This window comes from Neorhizobium sp. T25_13, assembly GCF_002968675.1.
In the GTDB taxonomy this organism is placed as follows: Bacteria; Pseudomonadota; Alphaproteobacteria; order Rhizobiales; family Rhizobiaceae; genus Neorhizobium; species Neorhizobium tomejilense.
The window spans coordinates 622,471-645,689 of the sequence record NZ_PVBI01000001.1; the positions used below are offsets into that span (position 1 = coordinate 622,471).

The 23,219-nt window shown below is 62.3% G+C and carries 21 protein-coding genes; 16 read left to right on the top strand and 5 right to left on the bottom strand.

The genetic code is table 11. The features are described from left to right. Positions 1–2 precede the first annotated feature (2 nt). On the top strand, positions 3–917 hold the full coding sequence (locus C5J22_RS02965) for an ABC transporter permease (protein ID WP_245440290.1): 915 nt from the start codon (positions 3–5) through the stop codon (positions 915–917). Further along, the gene (locus tag C5J22_RS02970) at positions 917–1,681 is read left to right on the top strand and encodes an ABC transporter permease (RefSeq protein ID WP_105437082.1); all 765 of its coding nucleotides are present in this window, start codon (positions 917–919) and stop codon (positions 1,679–1,681) included. The genes C5J22_RS02965 and C5J22_RS02970 overlap by 1 nt, the downstream gene beginning before the upstream one ends. 76 nt (positions 1,682–1,757) lie before the next feature. Here the strand turns inward: C5J22_RS02970 and C5J22_RS02975 are convergent, their stop codons facing one another. Together C5J22_RS02975 and C5J22_RS02980 are read right to left on the bottom strand one after the other, a co-directional pair. Further along, entirely contained in the window at positions 1,758–2,276 is a 519-nt protein-coding gene (locus C5J22_RS02975; protein ID WP_105437083.1) for a DUF3299 domain-containing protein, read from the bottom strand. A gap of 239 nt (positions 2,277–2,515) precedes the next feature. Continuing rightward, on the bottom strand, positions 2,516–3,562 hold the full coding sequence (locus tag C5J22_RS02980; RefSeq protein WP_245440275.1) for a GNAT family N-acetyltransferase: 1,047 nt from the start codon (positions 3,560–3,562) through the stop codon (positions 2,516–2,518). Between the two features lie 107 nt (positions 3,563–3,669). Between C5J22_RS02980 and argE the strand changes: the two genes are divergently transcribed. The 6 genes from argE to C5J22_RS03010 all read left to right on the top strand — a co-directional run bounded on the left by argE (position 3,670) and on the right by C5J22_RS03010 (position 10,284). Next, the gene (gene argE / locus C5J22_RS02985; RefSeq protein WP_105437084.1) at positions 3,670–4,803 is read left to right on the top strand and encodes an acetylornithine deacetylase; all 1,134 of its coding nucleotides are present in this window, start codon (positions 3,670–3,672) and stop codon (positions 4,801–4,803) included. Positions 4,804–4,822: 19 nt separating this feature from the next. Continuing rightward, complete coding sequence (locus C5J22_RS02990; RefSeq protein WP_105437198.1) at positions 4,823–5,746, top strand: glyoxylate/hydroxypyruvate reductase A; 924 nt, start codon at positions 4,823–4,825, stop codon at positions 5,744–5,746. Positions 5,747–5,770: 24 nt separating this feature from the next. Beyond that, positions 5,771–6,127 carry a cupin domain-containing protein gene (locus C5J22_RS02995; protein WP_105437085.1) on the top strand — a complete coding sequence of 119 codons (357 nt, stop codon included), beginning with the start codon at positions 5,771–5,773 and terminating at the stop codon, positions 6,125–6,127. Between the two features lie 160 nt (positions 6,128–6,287). Beyond that, a complete protein-coding gene (locus C5J22_RS03000) occupies positions 6,288–7,751 on the top strand; it encodes an aldehyde dehydrogenase (protein WP_105437086.1) in 1,464 nt (487 codons plus the stop codon). A gap of 11 nt (positions 7,752–7,762) precedes the next feature. Then, the gene (locus tag C5J22_RS03005) at positions 7,763–8,803 is read left to right on the top strand and encodes a tartrate dehydrogenase (RefSeq protein WP_105437087.1); all 1,041 of its coding nucleotides are present in this window, start codon (positions 7,763–7,765) and stop codon (positions 8,801–8,803) included. 23 nt (positions 8,804–8,826) lie between these two features. Further along, entirely contained in the window at positions 8,827–10,284 is a 1,458-nt protein-coding gene (locus C5J22_RS03010; protein ID WP_105437088.1) for an NAD-dependent succinate-semialdehyde dehydrogenase, read from the top strand. 91 nt (positions 10,285–10,375) lie between these two features. Here C5J22_RS03010 and C5J22_RS03015 read toward each other — a convergent pair whose 3' ends face one another. Then, on the bottom strand, positions 10,376–11,650 hold the full coding sequence (locus tag C5J22_RS03015; protein WP_105437089.1) for an FAD-binding oxidoreductase: 1,275 nt from the start codon (positions 11,648–11,650) through the stop codon (positions 10,376–10,378). 15 nt (positions 11,651–11,665) lie between these two features. Beyond that, positions 11,666–12,334 (bottom strand): haloacid dehalogenase type II, encoded by a 669-nt coding sequence (locus C5J22_RS03020; protein WP_105437199.1) that lies wholly within the window; start codon positions 12,332–12,334, stop codon positions 11,666–11,668. A gap of 326 nt (positions 12,335–12,660) precedes the next feature. On the opposite strand from C5J22_RS03020, the gene C5J22_RS03025 reads away from it, so the two are divergent. The 7 genes from C5J22_RS03025 to C5J22_RS03055 all read left to right on the top strand — a co-directional run bounded on the left by C5J22_RS03025 (position 12,661) and on the right by C5J22_RS03055 (position 21,102). Next, positions 12,661–13,497 carry a GNAT family N-acetyltransferase gene (locus tag C5J22_RS03025; RefSeq protein WP_105437090.1) on the top strand — a complete coding sequence of 279 codons (837 nt, stop codon included), beginning with the start codon at positions 12,661–12,663 and terminating at the stop codon, positions 13,495–13,497. Positions 13,498–13,510: 13 nt separating this feature from the next. Next, a complete protein-coding gene (locus C5J22_RS03030) occupies positions 13,511–14,887 on the top strand; it encodes an aspartate aminotransferase family protein (RefSeq protein WP_105437091.1) in 1,377 nt (458 codons plus the stop codon). Positions 14,888–15,121: 234 nt separating this feature from the next. Then, positions 15,122–15,838 carry an HAD-IA family hydrolase gene (locus C5J22_RS03035; protein ID WP_172746503.1) on the top strand — a complete coding sequence of 239 codons (717 nt, stop codon included), beginning with the start codon at positions 15,122–15,124 and terminating at the stop codon, positions 15,836–15,838. A gap of 77 nt (positions 15,839–15,915) precedes the next feature. Further along, on the top strand, positions 15,916–17,526 hold the full coding sequence (locus tag C5J22_RS03040) for an ABC transporter substrate-binding protein (protein WP_105437093.1): 1,611 nt from the start codon (positions 15,916–15,918) through the stop codon (positions 17,524–17,526). A 79-nt stretch (positions 17,527–17,605) separates the two neighbouring features. After that, a complete protein-coding gene (locus C5J22_RS03045) occupies positions 17,606–18,598 on the top strand; it encodes an ABC transporter permease (protein WP_371412533.1) in 993 nt (330 codons plus the stop codon). Beyond that, on the top strand, positions 18,595–19,443 hold the full coding sequence (locus tag C5J22_RS03050; RefSeq protein WP_105437200.1) for an ABC transporter permease: 849 nt from the start codon (positions 18,595–18,597) through the stop codon (positions 19,441–19,443). The genes C5J22_RS03045 and C5J22_RS03050 overlap by 4 nt, the downstream gene beginning before the upstream one ends. Beyond that, complete coding sequence (locus C5J22_RS03055; protein WP_105437095.1) at positions 19,444–21,102, top strand: ABC transporter ATP-binding protein; 1,659 nt, start codon at positions 19,444–19,446, stop codon at positions 21,100–21,102. Positions 21,103–21,155: 53 nt separating this feature from the next. Here C5J22_RS03055 and C5J22_RS03060 read toward each other — a convergent pair whose 3' ends face one another. Next, on the bottom strand, positions 21,156–21,632 hold the full coding sequence (locus C5J22_RS03060; protein WP_037086105.1) for an Lrp/AsnC family transcriptional regulator: 477 nt from the start codon (positions 21,630–21,632) through the stop codon (positions 21,156–21,158). 235 nt (positions 21,633–21,867) lie between these two features. On the opposite strand from C5J22_RS03060, the gene C5J22_RS03065 reads away from it, so the two are divergent. Further along, the gene (locus C5J22_RS03065) at positions 21,868–23,193 is read left to right on the top strand and encodes an FAD-binding oxidoreductase (protein WP_105437096.1); all 1,326 of its coding nucleotides are present in this window, start codon (positions 21,868–21,870) and stop codon (positions 23,191–23,193) included. Positions 23,194–23,219 lie beyond the last annotated feature (26 nt).

Genomic DNA, 23,219 nt, shown 5'->3' on the forward strand with positions numbered 1-23,219 from the left:
TGATGCGACTGGCCCGGTTCGGCATACAATCGATAGCGGGGTTGCTGGCGGTTTCGCTCGCCTCTTTCTCGGTCATCACCTTGATGCCGGCCGATCCGGTCGCGATCGCCATTCGTGTCTGGAGCCTGCCGGCGACGGAGGAAACCGTCGCCGCGTTGAGGGCGGAGTGGGGGCTCGATCAGCCACTGCCGGTCAGGTATCTGCATTGGCTGGCGGACTTCCTCAGCGGCGATTGGGGGCGCTCCTTCCGGACCGGAGAGCCGGTGCTTGCCGAGTTCGCCGAGCGGTTACCGGTCTCGCTGTCGCTCGGTCTCGCCGGCCTGGCGCTGGCGATCGTGATGGCAATTCCGCTCGGGTTCTTCTCAGCGGCCTATCCCGCAGGTGTTGTCGATCGGATGAGCCGGGCTCTGTCGATCTTCGTGCAGGCGGTGCCGGCCTTCTGGCTCGGCCTTGTTCTTCTCTGGGTGCTCGGCGTGCAGCTGCGCTGGCTCAGACCCTTCGCCAATGATTGGACCGCGATCGTCCTGCCGGTCCTGCTGATCGCACTGCATTCGGTTGCCGTTCTCTCCCGCGTCTATCGGCGCGACCTGAAGGAGACCGCGGGGCAGCCGCATTTCCGCACGGCGCTTGCCAAGGGCCTGTCGGAAAAGCAGGCGCTCTGGCGGCACGGCCACCGCAGCGCACTCTATGCCCTCTTGTCGGCAGTCCGTTCCGAAGCGGGCTGGGTGATCGGCAGCACCGCAACCATGGAAATCCTCTTCGGCCTTGCCGGCATCAGCCAGTTCCTGGTGCAAAGCATCGCGGCACGCGACCAGATGGTGCTGCAGGCCTATGTCATGGTCATTGCCATCTGGATGCTTGTGATGAATGCCGGCGCCAATCTCGCCATGCGCCTTCTCGATCCGCGTCTCGCCTGATGTCCCGGCTGGTCATGCTCGCAGCGCTCGCCGTTTTTCTCTGTGTCGGCGGTTTTTGGCAGCCATATGATCCCGATGCGGTGGACATGCTTGCCCGACATTCCGGCATGACCGCCAGCCATCTGCTCGGTACTGATCATCTCGGTCGCGATCTTCTGTCCCGGATCATGGCCGGCGGGTGGCGGACGGCCGGCGTCATCCTCTCGGTCGGTGCCATCGGTTTTTTGTTTGGCACCCTGCTGGGCACCGCCGCCGCCGTCCTTGGCGGCTGGCGCGAAACGGTGATCCTGCGCTTCTGCGAGTTCTTCGTCATGGTGCCGACGCTCATCGTCGCACTGACGGCAGCTGCGATTTTTGGCCTGTCGCCGCTCAGTGCCGGACTGGCGCTAGGCTTGGCTGGCGTCGGGCCGCATGCGCTGCTTGCGCATTCGCTCAGTCAGCGGGTGCTCGGCCAGCCGTTCATGCTGGCGGCGAGGAGCCTCGGCGTCGCGCCGGCACGGATGATTACCCGGCATCTACTGCCCAACACCCTGCCCCTGATGTTCGCCTATGTCGGCAACCAGGCGGGACTTGCGGCGGTCGCCTATGCCTCGCTCGCCTTCATCGGTCTCGGCGCCGATCCGTCGAAGCCGGATTGGGGATCGATGCTCTTTGAATACCGCATGTTCATCTTCGACCACCCAATGCTGATGATCTGGCCAGGCGTCGCGATCGCCTTGGTCACCGTCTTGCTCAACGGTTTTTTCGATGACGGCCGAGCGTGACGCTGGTCGAAGGCCCGGCTTTCACATCCACTCGGGAGAATGGAGGACCCTGCCGCCGTTGGCGGTGGCGGTTCGCTTATCGCGCAAGAACCCCGAGTGGCGAAACGGTCTTCAGGTCCGGGTCCACGAAGCCGGTCGCTTTCGCCACCTGGGCCTGGCTCATGCTGTAGCCGTAGTCGAGGACGCGTACCCCGTCCATGATGAAGAGCTGGGCCTTGTCCAAACCGGGCCGCAGATTTCCCGTCACGGTGACGACCTCATAGACTCGCGAGAGATGGAACGGCTCGGCAGCGACCACATGCACCAGCTGGTTCGGCGGCGGAGCAGCGCTGTGGCTGCAGGCTCCGGCCCAGGGGACCAGCATGAACTCGTAGACGTTCTCGCCGTCCTGGTCGACCGGCAGGATGAACCCGGTCAGCTCCACCGTACGGGCTTCGTCACGCCAGACAAGCGTTTCCCCTTGAGGCCGGCTGGACGCCATGCCCGGCAGGGCGGCATCCAACTTCGATTGCTCCGCAGGCCGCAGGGCGCTCCAAAGAACCGGCTGAGCGCCTGCAAAGACGCCGGATGCCGGGCAAACCGTGCCGATCATCATCGTCGTGAATTACACGAGGAAAAGCGCGCGCCTCATCTGCATCTCCGTTCACAGGGCGTTCCCCAGCCGACAGGCCGCCGCCGCTGTCCCGGATGTTAGCTCTATTTCTCGACTGAGGTCAAAGCCAGGATGGGAGAGATTGCTTCTTGGCCTTCGCTCAAACTCTGGCCACGGTCACTGGAGTGGACAGGTTCGAATTCCATGCCGCTTCGTCTGTCGGAGCCGCCACAGACGAAGGCTCATCCGAGGGAATGCGAAGCCAGGGCATAAACCCTGGCATTGCCATTTTGTCCGGCGCCGTAGCTGGCTGCCTCCTCGGTGACCATCGTCGTCAAGGTGGCGTAGATGCTGAGCCCGCACTGCTGGACGAGCGCGGCAAACGGGCCGCTATCGAAATGTGTATCTACGCGCAGGAACCCGTCGGCGTGGGCGGCAATATGCGGGTGGGTCACCGTGATGGCGTCCTCGTCGTTGCCGGCGACAACCGGCCCGACCACATGCCCCCGCCCAAAGCGCCGGCGCATCGAAAAGGCGCGCATCCACTCTCCCTGGTAAAGACCGTAACAGATCGAACTCTCGAACAATCGCAGGAGATGCTGGCTTCGATCAGCACCGAAGGCAGGAGCGTCGAAGGCGATCACCGTGTCCAGATCGCCGCGATCCAGCCGCCTCAAAACAAGCCCCTTCTCCGGAGGGGGAAGCGCCATCGGCGCGGTCGCTGTACCCTGGTACTGATAAACCGTCTGCTTCGGCTTGAACCCCAGCGAAGCATAAAGCCGCTGGGCTTCCTGCGTCGAGTTGAGACGAATGCGGTTGCGGCCGCAGTCCGTCATGATCCGTTTCATCAGCCACCTGGCCGCGCCGTTGGTCTGCAGCCTCGGGGAGGTAATCAGCATCCCGAACGTGGCGAAGCCGTCGCCGTGAGGAAACCACATGCCCGAGGCTCCCACGCGGCCGATCTCGTCAAGCGCGACATATCCTTTCCCGATGTCGAGCAGATGCTGCCAGTCGGCTGCCCGGTGGGGCCAGCCCACCGAGATCGACAAAGCCTGCAGCTTGGAGATTTCGACACTCGAGATATCCGCAAAGCGCATCTCGAAATTATCGACATTCAAAGTTCCTGGTAATTCACTATCCATCATTATCCAGCCGAGACGTATATCTCCTTGGGCGAACCGCTCGGATATCCCCGCAGTCACGTTAGTCGAGATCCCGCGAAACATTTCACTGCTGAAGCGAAACCGAACACAAGATTTGACCGTATCGCGTCCACTTTCGGCAGCCATTGGTTTCTTCTGCCTCTAACCTTGCCTGCCAGGATTGGTTCGCATGCTCTGCAAAAGCAAGGTGTGGCGGCCAAGAGGTCATGGCTTTTTAGAGGCGGGAACAGTCGATGCGCGCTTTGGACATCCTGGAGAAGCTGGTCGGCTTTCCCTCGGTCGTCGGCACGCCCAATGGCAATATCATCGAATGGATTGCGGACTATCTCAGATCCTTCGGGATCGCCGCGCATATCCTGCCGGGGCCTGAAGGTGACCGGGCCAATCTTTTTGCCACGATCGGTCCTGCCGACCACCCGGGCTACATCCTGTCCGGCCATATGGACGTGGTCCCGGCCACCGAGGCGGGTTGGGACAGCGATCCCTTTTCGTTGAGGAACGAGAAAGGCCGGCTCTACGGACGCGGAACAAGCGATATGAAGGGGTTTTTGTCGACCGCTCTGGCAGCCGTGCCCGCGCTTCTCGCCACTCCGCTTTCCCGCCCGATCCACCTTGCCTTTTCCTACGACGAGGAAGCCGGCTGTCGGGGCGTGCCGCATCTTCTCGCGCGGTTGCGGGACCTGTGTGCCCCGCCGCTGGGTGCGATCATCGGGGAGCCGAGCGGGATGTGGGCCATTCTAGCCCATAAGGGAAAGGCGGCAGCCCGGGTGACGCTCAAGGGTCGTTCGGGCCACTCATCCCGTCCGGATCTCGGCCTCAACGCGATCCACGCCATGACGGACGTGCAGCAGGCTGCGGTTGCCGCTGCCGTCGGTCTTTCCCGCGGACCGTTCGAGGCAGAATTCGAGCCACCCTACTCCTCTCTATCGATCGGCACGATCCGTGGCGGTCAGGCGGTCAACATCATACCCGAAATCTGCAGTCTTGAACTGGAAGCCCGCGCCATCTCTTCGGTCGATCCCGAAGCGCTGCTTGCCCCGGTGCGGGCGGTTGCCGAAGCCTTGGCGATGAAGGGCTTCGATGTCGACTGGCAGGTTCTCAGCGCCTATCCGGCGCTGCTGCTGGCGCCAACCTCTCCCCTCGCCGGTCTTTTGCAAGATCTGACGGGGGCCGAGCCGCTGGCGGCTGTCAGCTACGGCACGGAGGCAGGTCTCTACCAGCGCGCCGGCATCGATGCGATCATCTGCGGGCCTGGCGACATCGCCCGCGCCCATAAACCCAATGAATTCATTCTGGCGAGCGAACTCGACGGCTGCCAGGCGATGATTGAAGCGCTTGGTCGGCATTGCCGCGCAGAACTCCAATGAGCAGGAACGTATCCCGACCATGACATTCCTCTTCAATTCCGATGCGGCCCGCGGCCGGATTTTCCAGGATGCCTTCGCTCGGGAACTCCCGGACCTGCCATTCTCCATGGATCCGGCGACGGTGGACGCCGAACAAGTGCGCTATCTCTTGACCTGGGCAGTGCCGGAAAACCTGGCGCGTTACCGCAATCTCGAAGTGCTGTTTTCGACCGGCGCCGGTATCGACCAATTCCGCGCCACCAGCGTGCCTGACAACGTGAAGATCGTGCGCATGGTCGAAGAAGGCATCGTGCGGATGATGCAGGAATATGTGGTCCTCGGCGTCCTGTCGCTCCACCGCAACCTGGCGGCCTATCTGGCGCAGCAGCAGGCGGAGGTCTGGAAGGTCCTGCCGCAGGCTCAGGCCGGAGAGCGCCGTATCGGCGTCCTGGGGCTTGGCAATCTCGGCCAGGCCGTGCTTGAGCGGCTGAAACCCTTCGGCTTTCCGTTGTCCGGCTGGAGTAGGTCCGCGCGAGAGATTGAAGGGGTCAGGTGTTTCTCCGGCGAGGATGGTCTGAAGACCATGGTTGCCGAGACCGATGTGCTGATCTGCCTCCTGCCGCTGACCGACGAGACCCGCGGTTTTCTCGACGCGGCGCTTTTCGCCAGGTTGCCGGCGGGCGCTGGACTGGTTCATGTCGGACGTGGTCCCCAGCTCGACCAGGACGCGCTTCTCGCTGCACTCGACAGCGGGCACCTATCCGGCGCCGTGATCGACGTCACCGATCCGGAACCCCTGCCGCCCGGCCATCCCATCTGGCATCACCCACGCATCCTGCTGACCCCGCATATTGCCAGCATCACCCAGCCGCATACCGCCGCGCGCGCCGTCATCGACAATATCAAGCGGCTTCGCGCCGGGCTCGACCCGGTCGGCTTGATCGATCGGCAACGCGGTTACTGAACCTTCAACCTCGAAAGGAATACCATGTCGCTTCTCAAGACCATCGAGCCTCACCCGTCCTTTGCACCGCGCGAAAACGTTCCCGCACCGGACCGGCTGATCACCGGCGATCCGCAGTTCAAGACCTGGGCGCAGGACACGGCCCATGGCGAACTGGTGCATACCGGCGTCTGGGAAGCGACGCCCGGCGTCACACATTCGATCAAGGGCCAGACTTTCGAATTCTGCCACATCCTGTCGGGCGTCGTCGAACTCACCCCTGAAGGCGGCCAGCCCGTTGTCTACAAGACGGGCGACAGTTTCGTCATGAAGCCGGGTTTCGTCGGCACCTGGAAGACCATCGAGACCGTCCGCAAGATCTACGTCACCGTCACTCCTTGATAGGTGCGGCCGCGGCGCGGCAACCGCTTGCGGGCCGCTCCGCAGAATACGCCGTGATTGACCGCCAAAACGGATTTTTCCGCTGCGGCCCTTCGCTCTACCGGATCAAGCGGTTCCACCGATCCGGTAATATTGCCGTCCAGTGACCGGAGATAAGCCGATGAGCCTGAGTTTCGATCCCGACAGCCTGGCCCTGCCGATGGGACATTTCATCGGCGATCGCCTCGTGGCGGCCGAAGGCGTCATTGCAATGCACCGGCCGTCCGACGGCAAGGCTTATGCCGATTGCCCCGTCGCCGATGCGGATCTCGTCGACCAGGCGGTGCAGACGGCGAAGACGGCTCTGAAGCAAAGCAATTGGGGCGGCATCCGCCCGCGCGAGCGTGTGAAGGTGCTGCATCGCTGGGCCGATCTCATCGAACAGGACGCCGTGGCGCTTGCAAGGTTGGAAGCCGTCTCCTCCACCCGTCCGGTCGGCCACCTGGTCGAGGGTGACATCGCAGTGTCGGCCGAACAGATCCGCTTCTTCGCCGAATTTGCCGACAAGGAAGGCAGCGACCTGGTGCCGACCGACGACGGCAATCTCGGCATGATCATGACGGAACCCTATGGCGTCGTCGGCGCCATCACGCCCTGGAACTTCCCGATCAACATGGCCGCATGGAAACTCGGTCCGGCACTTGCCGCCGGCAATGCCGTCGTGCTGAAGCCGTCCGAGATGACGCCGTTTTCGACCATCCGGCTGGCGGAACTCGCCGTGCGCGCTGGCATTCCGGCCGGGTTGATCAACATCGTGCTCGGCGACGGCATGACCACCGGCAACGCCATCACCGGCCATCCCGATATCGCCAAGGTAAGCTTTACAGGTTCTACCCGCGCCGGCGCGGCGATCATGGAAAACATCGCCCGCACCGGCATCAAGCCGATGACGCTGGAACTCGGCGGCAAGAGCCCGCAGCTGGTCTTCGCGGACGCCGATATCGACCGGGCCGCGGCCGCGGTGACCGCCAGCATCACCAGCAATGCCGGCCAGGCATGTGTCGCCGGATCGCGCCTGATCGTCGAAAAAAGCGTCGCCGCGCCGCTGATCGAGGCAATCTTGAAGAAAATGCAGGGTATCGTGCCCGGCCCGACCTGGGACGCGGCGAGCCAGTATTCGCCGATCATCTCAGACAGGCAGCGCCGGCGCATCGACGACATCATCGCGGCCTCCGTCGCAGCCGGGGCGGAATGCCTGACGGGCGGCCGTCCCATGGACGCTCCCGGATATTTCTACTCTCCGACACTGGTTACCGGCGTCGACCAGACCTCGCCGGCGGTGATCGAGGAGATCTTCGGGCCTGTTTTGACGCTGCAGACGTTCGAGGATGAGGAAGAAGCCATGATGCTTGCCGATCATCCAAGCTACGGGCTTGCCGCCGGCCTGTTTACCAGCGACCTTTCGCGGGCGATCCGCCTTACCCGCCGGCTGCAGGCCGGCACCATCTGGGTCAACCGCTACGGCCGCTCGCGCGACCATATCCTGCCGACCGGCGGGTACAAGCAGTCCGGCATCGGCAAGGATCTAGGCCGGGAAGCTTTCCACGCCAATCGCAAGAGCAAGAGCGTCTTGATCAGTCTTTGAGGACGAAGAACATGAAATCATACAGGATTGCCCTGATCCCCGGCGACGGCATCGGCCGCGACATGACCGCGGCCGCATGGTCGGTACTGCAGAAGGCCGCCAAAGCGCACGGCTTTGCGTTTGAGGCTACGGAATTTCCCTGGTCCTGCACCTTCTACAAGGAAACCGGCGCAATGATGCCGGCGGACGGGATCGAAACGTTGCGCAGCTTCGACGCGATCCTGCTCGGTGCCGTCGGCTGGCCGGCGGAAGTGCCGGATTCGGTGTCGCTGCATGGCCTGCTGCTGCCTATCCGCAAGAGTTTCGTGCAATACGCCAACATCCGCCCTCACCGCCTGCTGGCCGGCGTCGAAGGACCGCTGAAGGCGACCGCCTTCGACATTCTCTGCATCCGCGAGAACACCGAGGGCGAATATTCGGGCGCAGGCGGCCGTATCCATCAGGGCACGGCCGATGAAGTTGCCGTCGAGACGTCGATCTTTACCCGCAAGGGCGTTGAGCGCATTCTGCGCTTTGCCTTCGAACAGGCCCGGTCGCGGCGCGGCAAGCTCGCCTCGGTGACCAAGTCGAACGCCCAGAAATATTCGATGGTGTTCTGGGACGACGTCACCCGGCAGCTTTCGGCGGAATATCCTGACGTCGAGGTCGCCAGCTATCACATCGACGCCATGGCGGCGCGCATGGTGATGGCCCCGGAAACGCTCGACGTCGTGGTCGCTTCCAACCTGTTCGGCGATATCCTGACTGATCTCGGTGCGGCCATCCAGGGCGGCCTCGGCTTTGCCGCATCGGCCAATATCAACCCGGAGCGCAATACGCCTTCGATGTTCGAACCGGTGCATGGCTCGGCGCCCGACATCGCCCATCTCGGGATCGCCAACCCGATCGCCACGGTCTGGTCCGGCGCAATGATGCTCGATCATCTGGGCGAAAAGGATGCGGCGAACGCCGTCATGACGGCGATCGAAGCGGTCACGGCCAGCGGCATCGGCACGGTTCCCGGCAAGGACCGCACGGACACCATCACTGCGGCGCTGCTCGCCGCACTTTAAACATCGTATCGAGGATTGGACATATGCGGAATTTGAAGCTCCCCTCCCTGTTTCGGCAAGAAGGTTTGATCGGCGGCACCTGGGTCGGCGCCCGGTCCGGCAAGACCGTCGATGTTTTCGATCCGGCGAGCCAAGAGGTAATCGGCACCGTTCCCGACATGGGAGGCGACGAGACACGCGCAGCGATTGCGGCTGCCGAGAAGGCCTATCCGGCCTGGAAGAAGCGTACCCATGCAGAGCGCGCCGCCTTGCTTGAAACCTGGTACGGCCTGATGATCGAACATCTCGAAGATCTGGCGCTGATGCTGACCACCGAACAGGGCAAACCGCTCGACGAGGCGCGCGGTGAAATCCGTTACGGCGCCTCTTTCGTCAAGTGGTTTGCGGAAGAGGCGCGCCGCATCGGCGGCCAGACCATTCCCTCACCGACGCCTGACCGCCGCATCATCGTCCTGAAGGAGCCGGTCGGCGTCTGCGGCATCATCACGCCCTGGAATTTTCCCAACGCGATGATCACCCGCAAGATCGCGCCGGCGCTCGCCGCCGGCTGTACCGTCGTGGTGAAACCTTCGGAATTCACCCCTTATTCGGCACTTGCGCTCGGGGTTCTCGCGGAAATGGCCGGCATTCCGGCAGGCGTCGTCAACATCGTCACCGGCATGCCGAAGGAAATCGGCAACGAGATCATGGCCAACACCACCGTGCGGAAGATCTCGTTTACCGGCTCCACGCCGGTCGGTTCGCTGCTGATGCGCGGCGCGGCCGACAGTATCAAGCGGCTGTCGCTCGAACTGGGCGGGAATGCTCCCTTCATCGTCTTCGACGATGCGGATATCGACCTTGCCATCGAAGGGGCAATCATTTCGAAATTCCGCAACGGCGGCCAGACCTGCGTCTGCGCCAACCGCATTCTCGTGCAGGCGGGCGTCTACGATCGCTTCGCCGAGAAGCTCGCCGCCCGGGTGAATGCCATGAAGGTCGGCCCTGGAACCGAGCCAGGCGTTTCGATCGGCCCGATGATCAACGATGCAGCAATCGCCAAGATCAACCGCCATATCGAGGATGCGCTCGCCAAAGGCGCGACGATCGTCACGGCCAAGGCCGATCTGCCGGCGGGTGGCCAATACACGGCTCCGATCGTGTTGACCGGAGCCACCACCGACATGCAGCTTGCCAGCGAAGAGACGTTTGGCCCGGTCGCGCCGCTCTTCCGTTTCGAGACCGAGGAGGAAGCGATGGCCATTGCCAACGGCACGCCCTTCGGGCTCGCCGCCTATTTCTATACGGAAAGCCTCAAGCGGGCTTGGCGTGTCGGCGAGGCTCTGGAATTCGGGATGGTCGGGCTGAATACCGGCTTGATCTCGACCGAGGTCGCCCCCTTCGGCGGCGTCAAGCAGTCGGGCCTGGGGCGCGAGGGTTCGCAGTTCGGGATCGAGGAATATCTGGAAGTGAAGGCCTTCCATATCGGCGGGCTCAACTGAGCCCGTTTCCGCACCCGGAACGCTTATCCAAAAAAGGTGGGGTCGCGGTCGCAACCCCACCTTTTTTGTTCTCAGCATGGCAAGAGTTCCGTTACTGGACCTTGTCGAGCATCTTGTAATAAAGCCCGACCAGCGGCAGGAACCACGGCTTGCCGAAATGACCCGGGACTGCCGGCCAGTCCAGCCCCTTGACCGGATTTCTGTCAGGCCGGCCGAGGATTGCATCGGCGACCGTCATGCCGAGATGGGTTGCCAGCTGCGCGCCATGGCCGGAATAACCCATCGCGTACCATAACCCGTCATGGAAGCCCGCCCGCGGGTAACGATCCTTGGTGATGTCCACCAAACCGCCCCAACAATAGTCGATCTCCACATGGGATAGCTGCGGAAAGATGCGGGTCAGGCTATCGCGAAGGATTGCGCCGCTCCTGGCATCCGAACGCTGGTCGGAGGTCGCCGAAAATCGAGCGCGGCCGCCGAAGATCAGCCGGTTGTCCGGCGACAGGCGCCAGTAATTGCCGATATTCATGCTGTTGACGCAGGTGCGGTTGCCCGGCATCGTCGAGGCGACTTCCTGCTCCGAAAGTGGCCGCGTGGCGATGATGAAACTGCCGACAGCCATGATCCGCCGGCGGAAATAACCGAAATTCGGCGTCGTGTAGGCGCCGCTTGCCATCAGGACATTGTCGGCCGTGACCGAGCCTTTGGCCGTCTTCAGCAGATGTCGACCGCCCGATTTCGAGACATCGGTGACCGTCGCCTTCTCGACGATGATGGCACCGCGCCTTTTTGCCGCTTCGGCGAGGCCGACGACGTAGCGTCCCATATGCATCATGGCGCTCTTCTTCGACAGCATCGCGCCGTGGAAAGGTGATCCGATCTCTTGGGCGAGGTCTTGGGGCGACAGCAGTGCCGTATCCGGATCGACCTCCGCGTGAACCGCCTCGAAATTCCGGGCAAGCCCTTCGAAATGCTGCGGCTTGGAAGCAAGCTTCAGTTTGCCGGCGCGGCGGAAGTTGCAGTCGATGCCTTCCTCGGCGATGATTGCTTCCAGCGTGTCGATCGAGCTGTCGAGCGCCTTGTAAAGCGCGATCGCCCGCTCCTTGCCGAGCTCCTGCTTGGCCGAGAGATAGCTGTGGGCAAGGCCGTTGTTCAGGTGGCCGCCGTTACGGCCGGACGCTCCGAAGCCCACCGTCTCCGCCTCCAGCACGATAACCTTCGCGCCGGCCATGGCGAGCTGCCGCGCCGCGCCGAGCCCGGTAAAGCCGCCGCCGATCACGGCAACGTCGTAGTGACCTTCGATCGGCCCTTCCACGGCGCCCGTAAAACTGGGCGCCGTATCATGCCAGTAGGAGACATATTTCATCGGCTTCGGCCTTCCTTAGAGACCGACCACGCCCGGCAGGCCGGAAATGTCGGAGATTTCCACATAGCCATAGAAGGGGTTGGCCGGCTCGTGACCACGGTTGACCCAGACCTTGTTCTTGATGCCGAGGTCATGCGCCGACATCAGGTCGTAACGGAAGGACGAGGAGCAATGAAGAATGTCCTCCGGGCCGCAACCGAGCATATCGAACATGTATTCGAAGGCCTGAAAGCGCGGTTTGTAGGCATTTGCCTGTTCCGCCGTATAGACGGCGTGGAACGGCGCGCCGAGCTTTGCGACGTTTGAGTGGATCTGGTCGTTCATCGCGTTCGAGAGGATGACGAGCGGGATTTCGCTGGCGACCTTGGCAAGACCGGCAGGAACATCCGCATGGGGACCCCATGTCGGCACGCGCTCGTAGACCATCCTGGCGTCTTCATCCTTGAAGGCGACGCCGTTCGCCTTGCAGCTGCGCTCCAGCGAGTTGTGGACGACGTCTGCATAGGGTTTCCAGTCGCCCATGATCTCGTCCAACCGGTAGGCTGCGAAATTCTTGATGAACTTCACCATGCGCGGCTCGTCGAGACGATCACCATAGAGGTCACGCGCAGCTTCGGCCATCTGGAAGTTGGTCAGCGTGCCGTAGCAGTCGAAGGTGATGTATTTCGGGCGGAACGTCGTCATGCGCTTGGTCCTTGCGTGATGGCCCATCGAGCCTTTCGGTTGACGACATGATCATAAGGCCGCTTCGGGCAGCCGAGCCGACTGATTTCCCCCAATCCGAAGCAGAAAGTTTCGTATCGTGGCGCCGGTTTGGCATTTGGTTGCAGATCGTGGCCGGCGCGACGGCCGACGACCAGGCTTTTTTCGACCCTGATTGCGGACGCGCGGCATAAGATGCGGTCCCATGCCGCCGGTTTGGCGAAAGATACCGCCGCCGGCCCCGCCTTCGGATAATCGTCCGGCCCCTTCCCCTCGAAACTCGAAGCTCAAAATGGAGAGCATTGTCGATGCAAGTCGGAGACATCGAAACCATACCTTTCGGCATCGAGCACCTGGATCGCGCCACCCAGCTTTCGCGCGAAGCCGGCTGGCCGCACCGCCTGCAGGACTGGCAGGTCGCCCTGCATCTGAGCCAGGGCGTGGTCGCGTTGGACGAGACCGGCGAAGTGGTCGGCACGGCATTGATGACCCCTTACGGCGATGACTGCGCCACCATCAACATGGTGATCGTCGGTGCCAACCTGCGTGGCCGTGGCGTCGGGCGCCGTCTGATGGATGCAGTCCTTAGACTTGGTGGCGAGCGGCCGCTTCGGCTGATCGCCACCTCCGACGGCCTGCCGCTTTATGAAAAGCTGGGTTTCCGGAAGACCGGCGCCGTTTTCCAACATCAGGGCACCATCGGCGAGGTGCCGGCGCCCACCGACACCGGGACCGCCACGGCAGCCGATCTCTCCGAGATTGCCGCCATCGATCGCGACGCCTTTGGCGCCACCCGTTCGGCGCTGATCGCAAAATTCGCCGAAATCGGCGAGTTCGCCGTGATCCGCCGCAATGGCAAGATCGCAGGGTTTGCCTGCATCAGGGCGTTCGGTCGCGGCGAGGTCATCGGACCCGTCGTCGCGACGGATCTCGAGGATGCCAAGGCGCTCGTCAGCCATTTCATGAGCCGCCGGTCCGGCGCCTTCCTCAGGGTCGATACCGGCGATGCCGGCCTCGCCGCCTGGCTGGCCGAGCATTCGCTCGCCCATGCGGGCGGCGGCATCGCGATGGCACGCCCGGTCGTGGCCCGTCCCGCCACCTCGACATTCACCACCTTTGCCCTGGCCAACCAAGCCCTCGGCTGATCCGGAGACAACCATGCTCAGCAATTCCCTTATCGAACTCGACCGCGCCCATCTCGTCCATCCTGTCGCGTCTTATCGGAGCCATGAAAAGCAGGGCGTGCGGGTGCTCGCCTCGGGCAAGGGCGCGACCGTCACCGACGCGCAAGGGCACCAGCTGATAGACGGTTTTGCCGGCCTCTGGTGCGTCAATGCCGGTTACGGGCATGAGACAATCGTCGAGGCCGCGGCCCGTCAGATGCGGGAGCTTCCCTACGCGACGGCCTATTTCGGCCTCGGTTCCGAGCCGGCCATCCGGCTTGCCGCCGAGCTTGCCGACCGTGCGCCGGGCGATCTCGATCATGTCTACTTCACGCTCGGCGGCTCGGACGCCGTCGACAGCACGATCCGCTTCATCCGTTATTACTGGATTGCCAAGGGGCAGCCACAGCGCGACCAGTTCATTTCGATCGAGCAAGGTTATCACGGTTCCTCCACGGTCGGCGCCGGCCTGACGGCATTGCCGAACTTCCATGCGGGCTTCGGCATTCCCTTCGACTGGCAGCACAAGATCCCGTCGCCTTACCCCTATCGCAACCCGGTCGGCGAGGATGCGAAATCGATCATCGAAGCCTCGCTTGCTGCGCTGAAAGCGAAGATCGAGGCGGTCGGCGCCGATCGCGTGGCGGCCTTTTATGCAGAGCCGATCCAGGGCTCCGGCGGCGTCATCGTTCCGCCCAGGGGCTGGATGAAGGCGATCCGCAACCTCTGCAAGGAATACGGCATCCTGTTCGTCGCCGACGAGGTGATTACCGGCTTCGGCCGCACCGGACCGCTGTTCGCCTGCAGCGAGGATGACATCGTCCCCGATTTCATGACCACGGCCAAGGGCCTGACCTCGGGTTACGTTCCGATGGGCGCCGTGCTCATGGCGGATCATGTCTACCAGGTGATCGCCGATGGCGCCGGTGCCTCGGCGGTCGGGCACGGTTACACCTATTCGGCCCACCCTGTCAGCGCCGCCGTGGGTCTGGAAGTGCTGAGGCTCTACGAAAGCGGGCTGCTCGAAAACGGCATCAAGGCCGGCGCGCGGCTCATGGCAGGTCTCGAAAGCCTCAAGTCCCACCCGCTGGTCGGCGATGTCCGGGGTCGCGGCATGCTGGCGGCCATCGAGCTGGTGACCGACAAGGCCGCCAAGACGCCGCTTCCGGCCGAAGCCGCGCCGGCCCGCCGGGTATTCGACCGCGCCTGGGACAATGGCCTGGTGATCCGGGCCTTCGCCAACGGCGTCATCGGATATGCCCCGCCGCTCTGCTGCACGGAGGCGGATATCGACGCGATTATCGAACGCACCGCAAAGACACTGGATCAGACCCTGGAAGATCCCGATGTCCGCCGCGCGGTGAAGGGTTGACCCGGCCTCGGTGCTGCCGGCCGAAATATCGTCGGCAGCCCGTTTTCGAAATTTTGTGCCGAGCGGCCCTACCGATTCGGCGAAAACCGTTCCGTCGAACTGTCACTATTGTCACTAACGAGGGCCTTGAAGCCCCTAAAATCCGGGATTTTTGATAGAAAAAGGTCCAGGTTGGGAACAGCATATTCTTTCGCAGACGGCGCTCGGCCAGCAGCATCAACTGGGGATATGGAATTGACGAAAGCTCTTCCGGAATTCAAGTACATGACCTTCGACGTGGTCGGCACGCTCATCGATTTCGAGGGCGGTCTGACGTCCTGCCTGCAGGGCATCGCCGCCGAAGCCAATGTCGCCATCGACAGCGAAGAGGCGCTTTCTCTCTATCGCGCCGCCCGGTATTCCGGAGATGCCGATCTTTTCCCCGACGACCTGGTGCGCGTCTATCTTGCGATTGCGCCGAAGCTCGGACTGCCGGCTGCGGAGACCTATGGCATTCGTCTTCGGGATTCCGCCAAGATCTGGAAGGCTTTCCCCGACAGTGCCGCGGCGATGGCCGAGCTTAGCAAGCGTTATCGCCTGATCGCCATGACCAATGCGCGCCGCTGGGCTTTCGACTATTTCGCAGCGGCGCTCGGCAATCCATTTTATGCCGCCTTCACCGCCGACGACACCGGCACGGAAAAGCCCGATCCGGCCTTCTTCCACAAGGTATTCGACTTCGTTGCCAAGGATGGGGGCGACAAGAGCGACATCCTGCATGTCGCCCAGAGCCAGTATCACGACATTGGCGTTTCCCGCGATCTCGGCATGACGAATTGCTGGATCCAGCGTCGACATGCTCAGCCTGGCTACGGCGGCACGATCGAACCGTCGCAGTTCACCGAACCCGACTATCATTTCACGTCCATGGCCGGATTGGCCGAAGCTGTGAGGACCGCGCACGGCAACTGACGGAATTCACGATTTTCAAGCATCGGGCCAAAACCACGGAAGATGGGTGCCCGCCAACCAGCGAAAAGGGGAATGACATGAACGACAAGATCACGAACTGGACGACGTCTGACGACGCCATGATCGAGAACGCCATCCGCCGGGGCGCAAGCCGCCGCGAACTGCTGACGATGATGTTGGCAGGTGGCGTTGCGCTTTCCGCAGGTGGCCTGATCCTCGGCCGCGCTTCCAGCGCGGTGGCTGCCACCCCGAAGTCGGGCGGGCATTTGAAGGCGGCCGGCTGGTCGTCGTCGACCGCCGATACACTCGACCCGGCCAAGGCGTCGCTGTCGACCGACTACGTCCGCTGTTGCGCAATCTACAACCGCCTGACCTTCCTTGATAAGGGCGGCACCGTTCAGATGGAACTTGCCGAAAGCATCAAGAGCGGAGACGCCAAGGTCTGGACCGTCAAGCTTCGCTCCGGCGTCACCTTCCACGACGGCAAGTCGCTGTCGTCGAAAGACGTCGTCTTCTCGCTGAAGCGGCATCTCGATCCTGCCGTCGGCTCCAAGGTCAATGCGATCGCCAAGCAGATCACCGACGTCAAGGACGTCGACTCGCTGACGGTCGAGATTACCCTGGCCAGCCCGAATGCCGACTTGCCAACCATCCTGTCGCAGCACCATTTCATGATCGTACAGGACGGGACGACCGACTTTTCGAAGGGCATCGGTACCGGCGCGTTCAAGATGGAAACCTTCCAGCCGGGGGTGAAATCGATCTTCACCAAGAACCCCAACTACTTCAAGGCTGGCGGCGCCAACGTGGATTCGTTCGAGTTCTTCGCCATCAGCGACGACAACGCGCGCGTCAACGCCCTGCTTTCGGGAGATATCCATCTCGCGGCGTCGATCAAGCCGCGCTCGATGAAGCTGGTGGAAAGCCAGCCCGGCTTCGTGCTGTCGCAGACCACGTCGGGCAACTATACCGACCTCAACATCCGTCTCGATCTCGCCCCCGGCAACAAGGCCGATTTCGCTGCCGGCATGAAGTATCTGATCAACCGGCAGCAGATTCAGAAATCCGTTTTGCGCGGCCTTGCCGAGATCGCAAACGACCAGCCGGTCTCTCCGGCCAGCGTCTATCATAATGCGGAACTGAAACCGAAAGCCTACGATCCGGACAAGGCCAAGTTCCATTTCCAGAAGGCCGGCCTGCTCGGCCAGTCCATCCCGATGATCACGTCGGAAGCGCCGAACGCGGCGGTTGAAATGGCGACGCTCCTCCAGCAGTCGGGTTCCGAGATCGGCATGAAGTTTGACGTTCAGCGCGTTCCTTCCGATGGCTATTGGTCGAATTACTGGCTGAAGGCACCGGTTCACTTCGGCAATATCAACCCGCGGCCAACGCCGGACATCCTGTTCTCGCTTCTCTATGCCTCCAACGCACCGTGGAATGAAAGCCAGTACAAGTCGGAGAAATTCGATAATATGCTCGTCGAGGCGCGAGGTCTTCTCGACGAGGGCAAGCGCAAGGAAATCTACGGCCAGATGCAGGTGATGATTTCCGAGGAAGCCGGTACGGTCATCCCGGTCTACATTTCGAACGTGGATGCGATCTCGGGGAAATTGAAGGGCCTTGAAGCCAACCCGCTCGGCGGCATGATGGGTTACGCCTTTGCCGAATACGTCTGGCTCGACGCCTGAGGCTTGATCCTTGGCGGCAGGGGAAGCTTTCTCTGCCGCCGTGGTTGCGCCTGATAGCGCTGTCCTGGTTCGTCCATGGATGGTGCCGGCTATCTCGAACTTTTCAGGCAAGGAGATCCCATTGCGCACCTATGTCCTTGGACTCATCACGAACCGGCTCGGCAGTTCCGCGCTGACGCTGCTGATCGTGTCCTTTGCGGTTTTCTTTGCAACGGCAATGCTGCCTGGCGATACCGCCACGATCCTGCTCGGTCAGGCCGCGACGCCGGAAGCCGTTGCCGGCCTAAGGGCTGCGATGCATCTCGACGAACCCGCCTTCCTGCGCTTTGGGCGATGGCTCATCGGATTGCTGCAGGGCGATCTGGGGATATCCTATGTCAACAATCTACCGGTCGCACAGCTGATCGGGGCGCGGTTCGTCAACACGATGCGCCTTGCCGGCATCGTCACTCTTTTTGCGGTTCCCCTGTCGCTGATGCTTGGCATCACCGCCGCCATGTTTCGCGGCTCGGTCTACGACCGTATCGTGACAATCCTGACGATCGGCGTCATCTCGGTGCCCGAGTTCATGATCGCGACCTCGGCCGTGCTCCTGTTTTCCGTCTATCTCAAATGGCTGCCGGCGCTTTCTTTCGCCAGCGATGTCACCTCCTTCTGGCAGGTGCTGAGGCTCTACGCCATGCCGGTCATCACGCTCACCTTCGTCGTCTCGGCCCAGATGATCCGCATGACCCGCGCCGCCGTCATCGATACGATCAACACGCCCTATGTGGAGGCCGCGATCCTCAAAGGCGCGTCACGCCGGCGCGCCGTCCTGCTGCACGCACTGCCGAACGCGGTCGGCCCGATCGCCAATGCGATTGCTCTCTCGCTCTCCTATCTGGTCGGCGGCGTCATCATCGTCGAGACGATCTTCAACTATCCCGGCGTCGCGAAGCTGATGGTCGATGGTGTTTCCACCCGGGATCTGCCGCTCATTCAATCCTGCGCCATCATTTTCTGCGTCGGCTACCTCGCGCTCATCACGTTCGCCGACATTGTTGCAATCCTGGCCAATCCGAGGGTGCGCTGACCATGACTACGTCCACGACGCTGCCCCGCAGAGTGACTTATCGTTTCAGCTGGGTTGGAATGATCGGCTTCACGATCATTCTCTTCTGGGCGGTGATCGCCCTTCTCGCGCCTCATATCATCCCCTATCCCGTTGGCGAGATCATCGACGAAGACTATTTCGGCCCGATCAGCAGCAAACTGCTTCTCGGCTCCGACTATCTGGGCCGGGACATGTTATCGCGCATCATCATGGGCGCTCGCTATACGGTCGGCATCTCGCTTGCCGCCGTCTGCCTTGCGTGTTTCAGCGGTGCGGCGCTCGGCATGGCAGCTGCCGTTATCGGTGGCTGGTTCGATACGCTGCTGAGCCGCCTGCTCGATGCCCTCAACTCGATTCCGAGCAAGCTTTCGGGGCTGGTCGTCGCTGCCGCAGTCGGGTCCTCGCTCCCCGTTCTGATCCTCATGCTCGCCGTGATCTACACGCCCGGCGCCTATCGGTTTGCCCGGTCGCTTGCCGTAAACGTCAATACAATGGATTACATCACGGTTGCCCGGACCCGTGGCGAGGGCATTCCTTATGTCGTCTTTTCGGAAATCCTGCCGAACATCACGGGGCCGCTGCTTGCCGATTTCGGCATCCGCTTCGTGTTCGTCGTCCTGCTTCTCTCCGGGCTTTCCTTCCTGGGTCTCGGCGTTCAGCCGCCCTATGCGGATTGGGGAGCACTGGTTCACGAGAATATCGGTGGCCTGCCGTTCGGGGCGCCCGCCGTCATCGTTCCCTCGCTGGCGATTGCGAGCCTCACCATCAGCGTCAATCTGCTGATCGACAATTTGCCCAAGAAAATACGCGATCGGAGCACGTGAATGGAAAATCTCGTTGAAATTCGCGATCTGAGGGTAGAGGCAACCACCGATGCGGGCCGTCGCATCGAGATTATCAAAGGCATCGACCTCGATGTCGCGCCGGGCGAAATCGTCGCCCTGATCGGAGAAAGCGGATCGGGAAAGACGACGATCGCGCTGACGATCATGGGTTATGCCCGTCCCGGCTGTCGGATCTCGAGCGGCAGCGTCACAGTGGCCGGCAACGACATGGTGACGTTGAGCGAGCGTCAGCGCGCACGTGTGCGCGGCCTCGAGGTCTCCTATGTGCCGCAGTCCGCCGCAGCCGCTTTCAACCCGTCGAAGCGCCTCATCGACCAGGTCGTCGAAGTGACGCGCATTCATCGGCTGATGCCGCTGGCGCAGGCCAGGGAGAAGGCGATTTCCCTGTTCAGGGCACTTTCGCTGCCCAATCCCGAGGAGATCGGCAACCGCTACCCGCACCAGGTTTCCGGTGGTCAGTTGCAGCGTCTTGCCGCTGCGATGGCGCTTATCGCCGATCCGAAGCTTGTCATATTCGACGAGCCGACCACCGCGCTCGACGTGACCACCCAGATCGAGGTGTTGCGGGCCTTCAAGGCGGTGATGAAGAAAAGCGGCATTGCCGGCGTTTATGTATCCCACGATCTGGCGGTCGTCGCACAGATTGCCGATCGCATCGTCGTACTGCGTGGCGGCGATGTGCAGGAAGTCGGCAGCACCGCCGATATCCTGTCCAATGCCAAGCATCCCTATACGCGCGAGCTGCTTTCGGCCTTTGAACCGAAGTCTCGCGGCGACAGTGTTGTTGTTGCAGCGCCGGAACATGCGCCGCTCCTGAAGGTCAATGGCCTGATCGCCGGGTACGGCCCTATCCAGGCCGACGGTCTGCCGCTCGTCAAGGCCGTGCAGGAGGCAAGCCTTTCCCTGGAACGAGGCCGCAATCTCGGCATCATCGGTGAATCCGGTTGCGGCAAGTCCACGCTTGCTCGCTCGATTGCCGGTATCCTGCCCGCATCAGCCGGTCAACTGACCCTTGACGGGCGCGAACTTGCCCGCTCCGCCCGGCAGAGAAGCCGGGAGCAATTGCGCGAGCTGCAGATCGTCTTCCAGCATGCGGATACCTCGCTCAATCCGGCGAAAACGATCGAGGAAATTCTCGGACGGCCGCTGAAATTCTACCACGGCATGAAAGGCAAGGTCCGGGATGCCCGGATCGACGCGCTTCTCGACATGGTCCGCCTGCCGAAAACGCTTCGCAGCCGAACCCCTGCCGAGCTTTCGGGCGGTCAGAAACAGCGCGTCAATTTTGCCCGGGCGCTCGCCGCCGAGCCGAAACTGATCGTCTGCGACGAGATCACCTCTGCCCTCGACACCGTCGTTGCGGCGGCGGTCATCGATCTCCTGAAGGAAATGCAGCGGGAACTTTCCCTCTCTTACATCTTCATCAGCCACGATCTCTCGGTTGTCGAAGCGATCTGCGACGAGATCGTCGTGATGTATAACGGCCGCAAGGTCGAGGAAATCACGCCTGCAATCTCGAAGATCCCGCAGCACCCCTATTCGAAACTGCTGTTCTCGTCCGTGCCGAAGCTCGATCCGAGCTGGCTCGATCGCCTGGAGCGTGATCCGGAACTCGTCAAAACCTATGTGCACGGCTGAGGCGGCAATTGCCGTCTCACGTCCGTGGACAATTCGGCTTGGATCGTGCGCGGCTATACCCGGAACAGGCTGATGAGCGGCATATGCGCTTTGACGATCGGTGACTTCAGGACAACGAAGCTGAAATATTTGTCGATGCCGATATCCATATCCGTCAGCCGTTCCATGATCGTCTGGTATTCGCCGATGCCGGCGGTGACGAACTTGAGCATATAGTCGTATCCGCCCGACACCAGGTGGCATTCGATCACCTGGTCGACCTTTTCCACGGCTGCGAGAAAACGCGCGAAGTCGATCTGCCGATGGTTTTTGAGCGTGACCTCGGTGAAGACCGTCAAGGTCTGGCCAAGCTTGCCGATGTTGATCTGGGCCGAATAACCCTCGATATAACCTTCTTGCTGAAGCTTCTTGACGCGCATCAGGCAGGGGCTGGGTGAAAGATTGACCAGCTCGGCAAGCTCGACATTGGTGATGCGGCCGTTCTTCTGCAACTCGTAGAGGATCTTGATGTCGATACGATCGAGCTTCACGTGAGGACACCTCCCAAGGGCAGCGGCATTTTATGCCGCAGATTTCCGAGATCGACTTTAACGCATTGGCTTGTCTTGTCTATTCCATTCTGCGCACGAACGGTCAGCACAATAAGTTGCATCATCGGCCGTGAGCGGAATCTTGTGCGGTTCAAGGGGCGTGTGCAGTAACCTCGACGCGGGCTGCACCATTATGCTGGCGCACCGACCCGTTTGCGCCAGGAGATCGATCGTCATGCCAGCACCGCTCACGCTCGTCGAAACCGACGCCCGACTGCCGCCTTCCGCCGACGCGGTCGTCATCGGTGCCGGTATCGTCGGCGTCTTCACGGCTTATTACCTCGCCGGACGCGGCCTGAAGGTGGTGCTCGTCGAAAAGGGGCGCGTCGGCGCCGAGCAGTCGAGCCGCAATTGGGGCTGGTGCCGGCAGCAGAACCGCGATGCGCGCGAACTTCCGATGGCGACCAAAAGCCTCGACCTGTGGGAACGCTTTGCCGCCGAGACCGGCGAGGATACCGGCTTCCGGCGCTGCGGTCTCCTCTATCTCAGCGACAACGAGGAAGAACTGGCAGGCTGGGCCCGCTGGCGGGATTTCGCCCGTACGGTGGGCGTCACCACCCACATGCTCGACAGTGCCGAGGCAACCGAGCGCGGCGAGGCGACGCGACGCAGCTGGAAAGGCGGCGTGTACTCGCCGACGGACGGGACCGCCGACCCCGCCAATGCCGCCCCGGCAGTCGCCCGCGCGATCGTAAAGCTGGGCGGGGCGGTGCTCCAGAACTGCGCGGCGCGCGGCATCGAGACGGAAGGCGGCAGGCTCTCGGGCGTCGTGACCGAACACGGCACGATCCGAACCAAGGTTGCAATCCTTTCCGGCGGTGCCTGGGCGTCGTCCTTCTGCCGCCAGCTCGGCATTCGTTTCCCGCAGGCCTCGACCCGCTCCTCCATTCTCTCCGTCGGTCCCGGTGACGGGAGCCTGCCGGATGCGCTCCACACCGCCCGCGTCTCGGTGACCCGCCGGGGTGACGGTGGCCACACGCTTGCCATCAGCGGGCGCGGACGCATCGACCTGACGGCCCAGAACATCCGTTTCGCGGCGCAGTTCCTGCCAATGTTCATGCGCCGCTGGCGCAGCCTGTCACCCGGCGGTCTTGAAGGTCTCCGCAGCGGTCATGAAAGCCTGGCTCGCTGGCGGCTGGACCGGCCGACGCCGATGGAGCATATGCGCATCCTCGATCCGGCCGTCGACGCCAGCACGATCAAGCTGACCTATGAGCGCGCCGTCGAACTGCTGCCGGCGATCGGCGGGCGGCGCATCACTGCGAGCTGGGCCGGTTATATCGATTCGACGCCGGACGGGGTTCCGGCGATCGGCGAAGTCGCGAGTGTTCCGGGCTTCATTCTGGCCGCGGGGTTCAGCGGCCACGGTTTTGGTATCGGACCCGGCGCCGGCCACCTGATCGCCGACATCGTCACCGCCGCCACACCGATCGTCGATCCGCTACCCTATCATCCAAAGCGTTTTCAAACGTCCGCCTGGGGCAAGGTGGCGGATTTCTGATCCTGGGGCCTATAGACTAGAGTAAA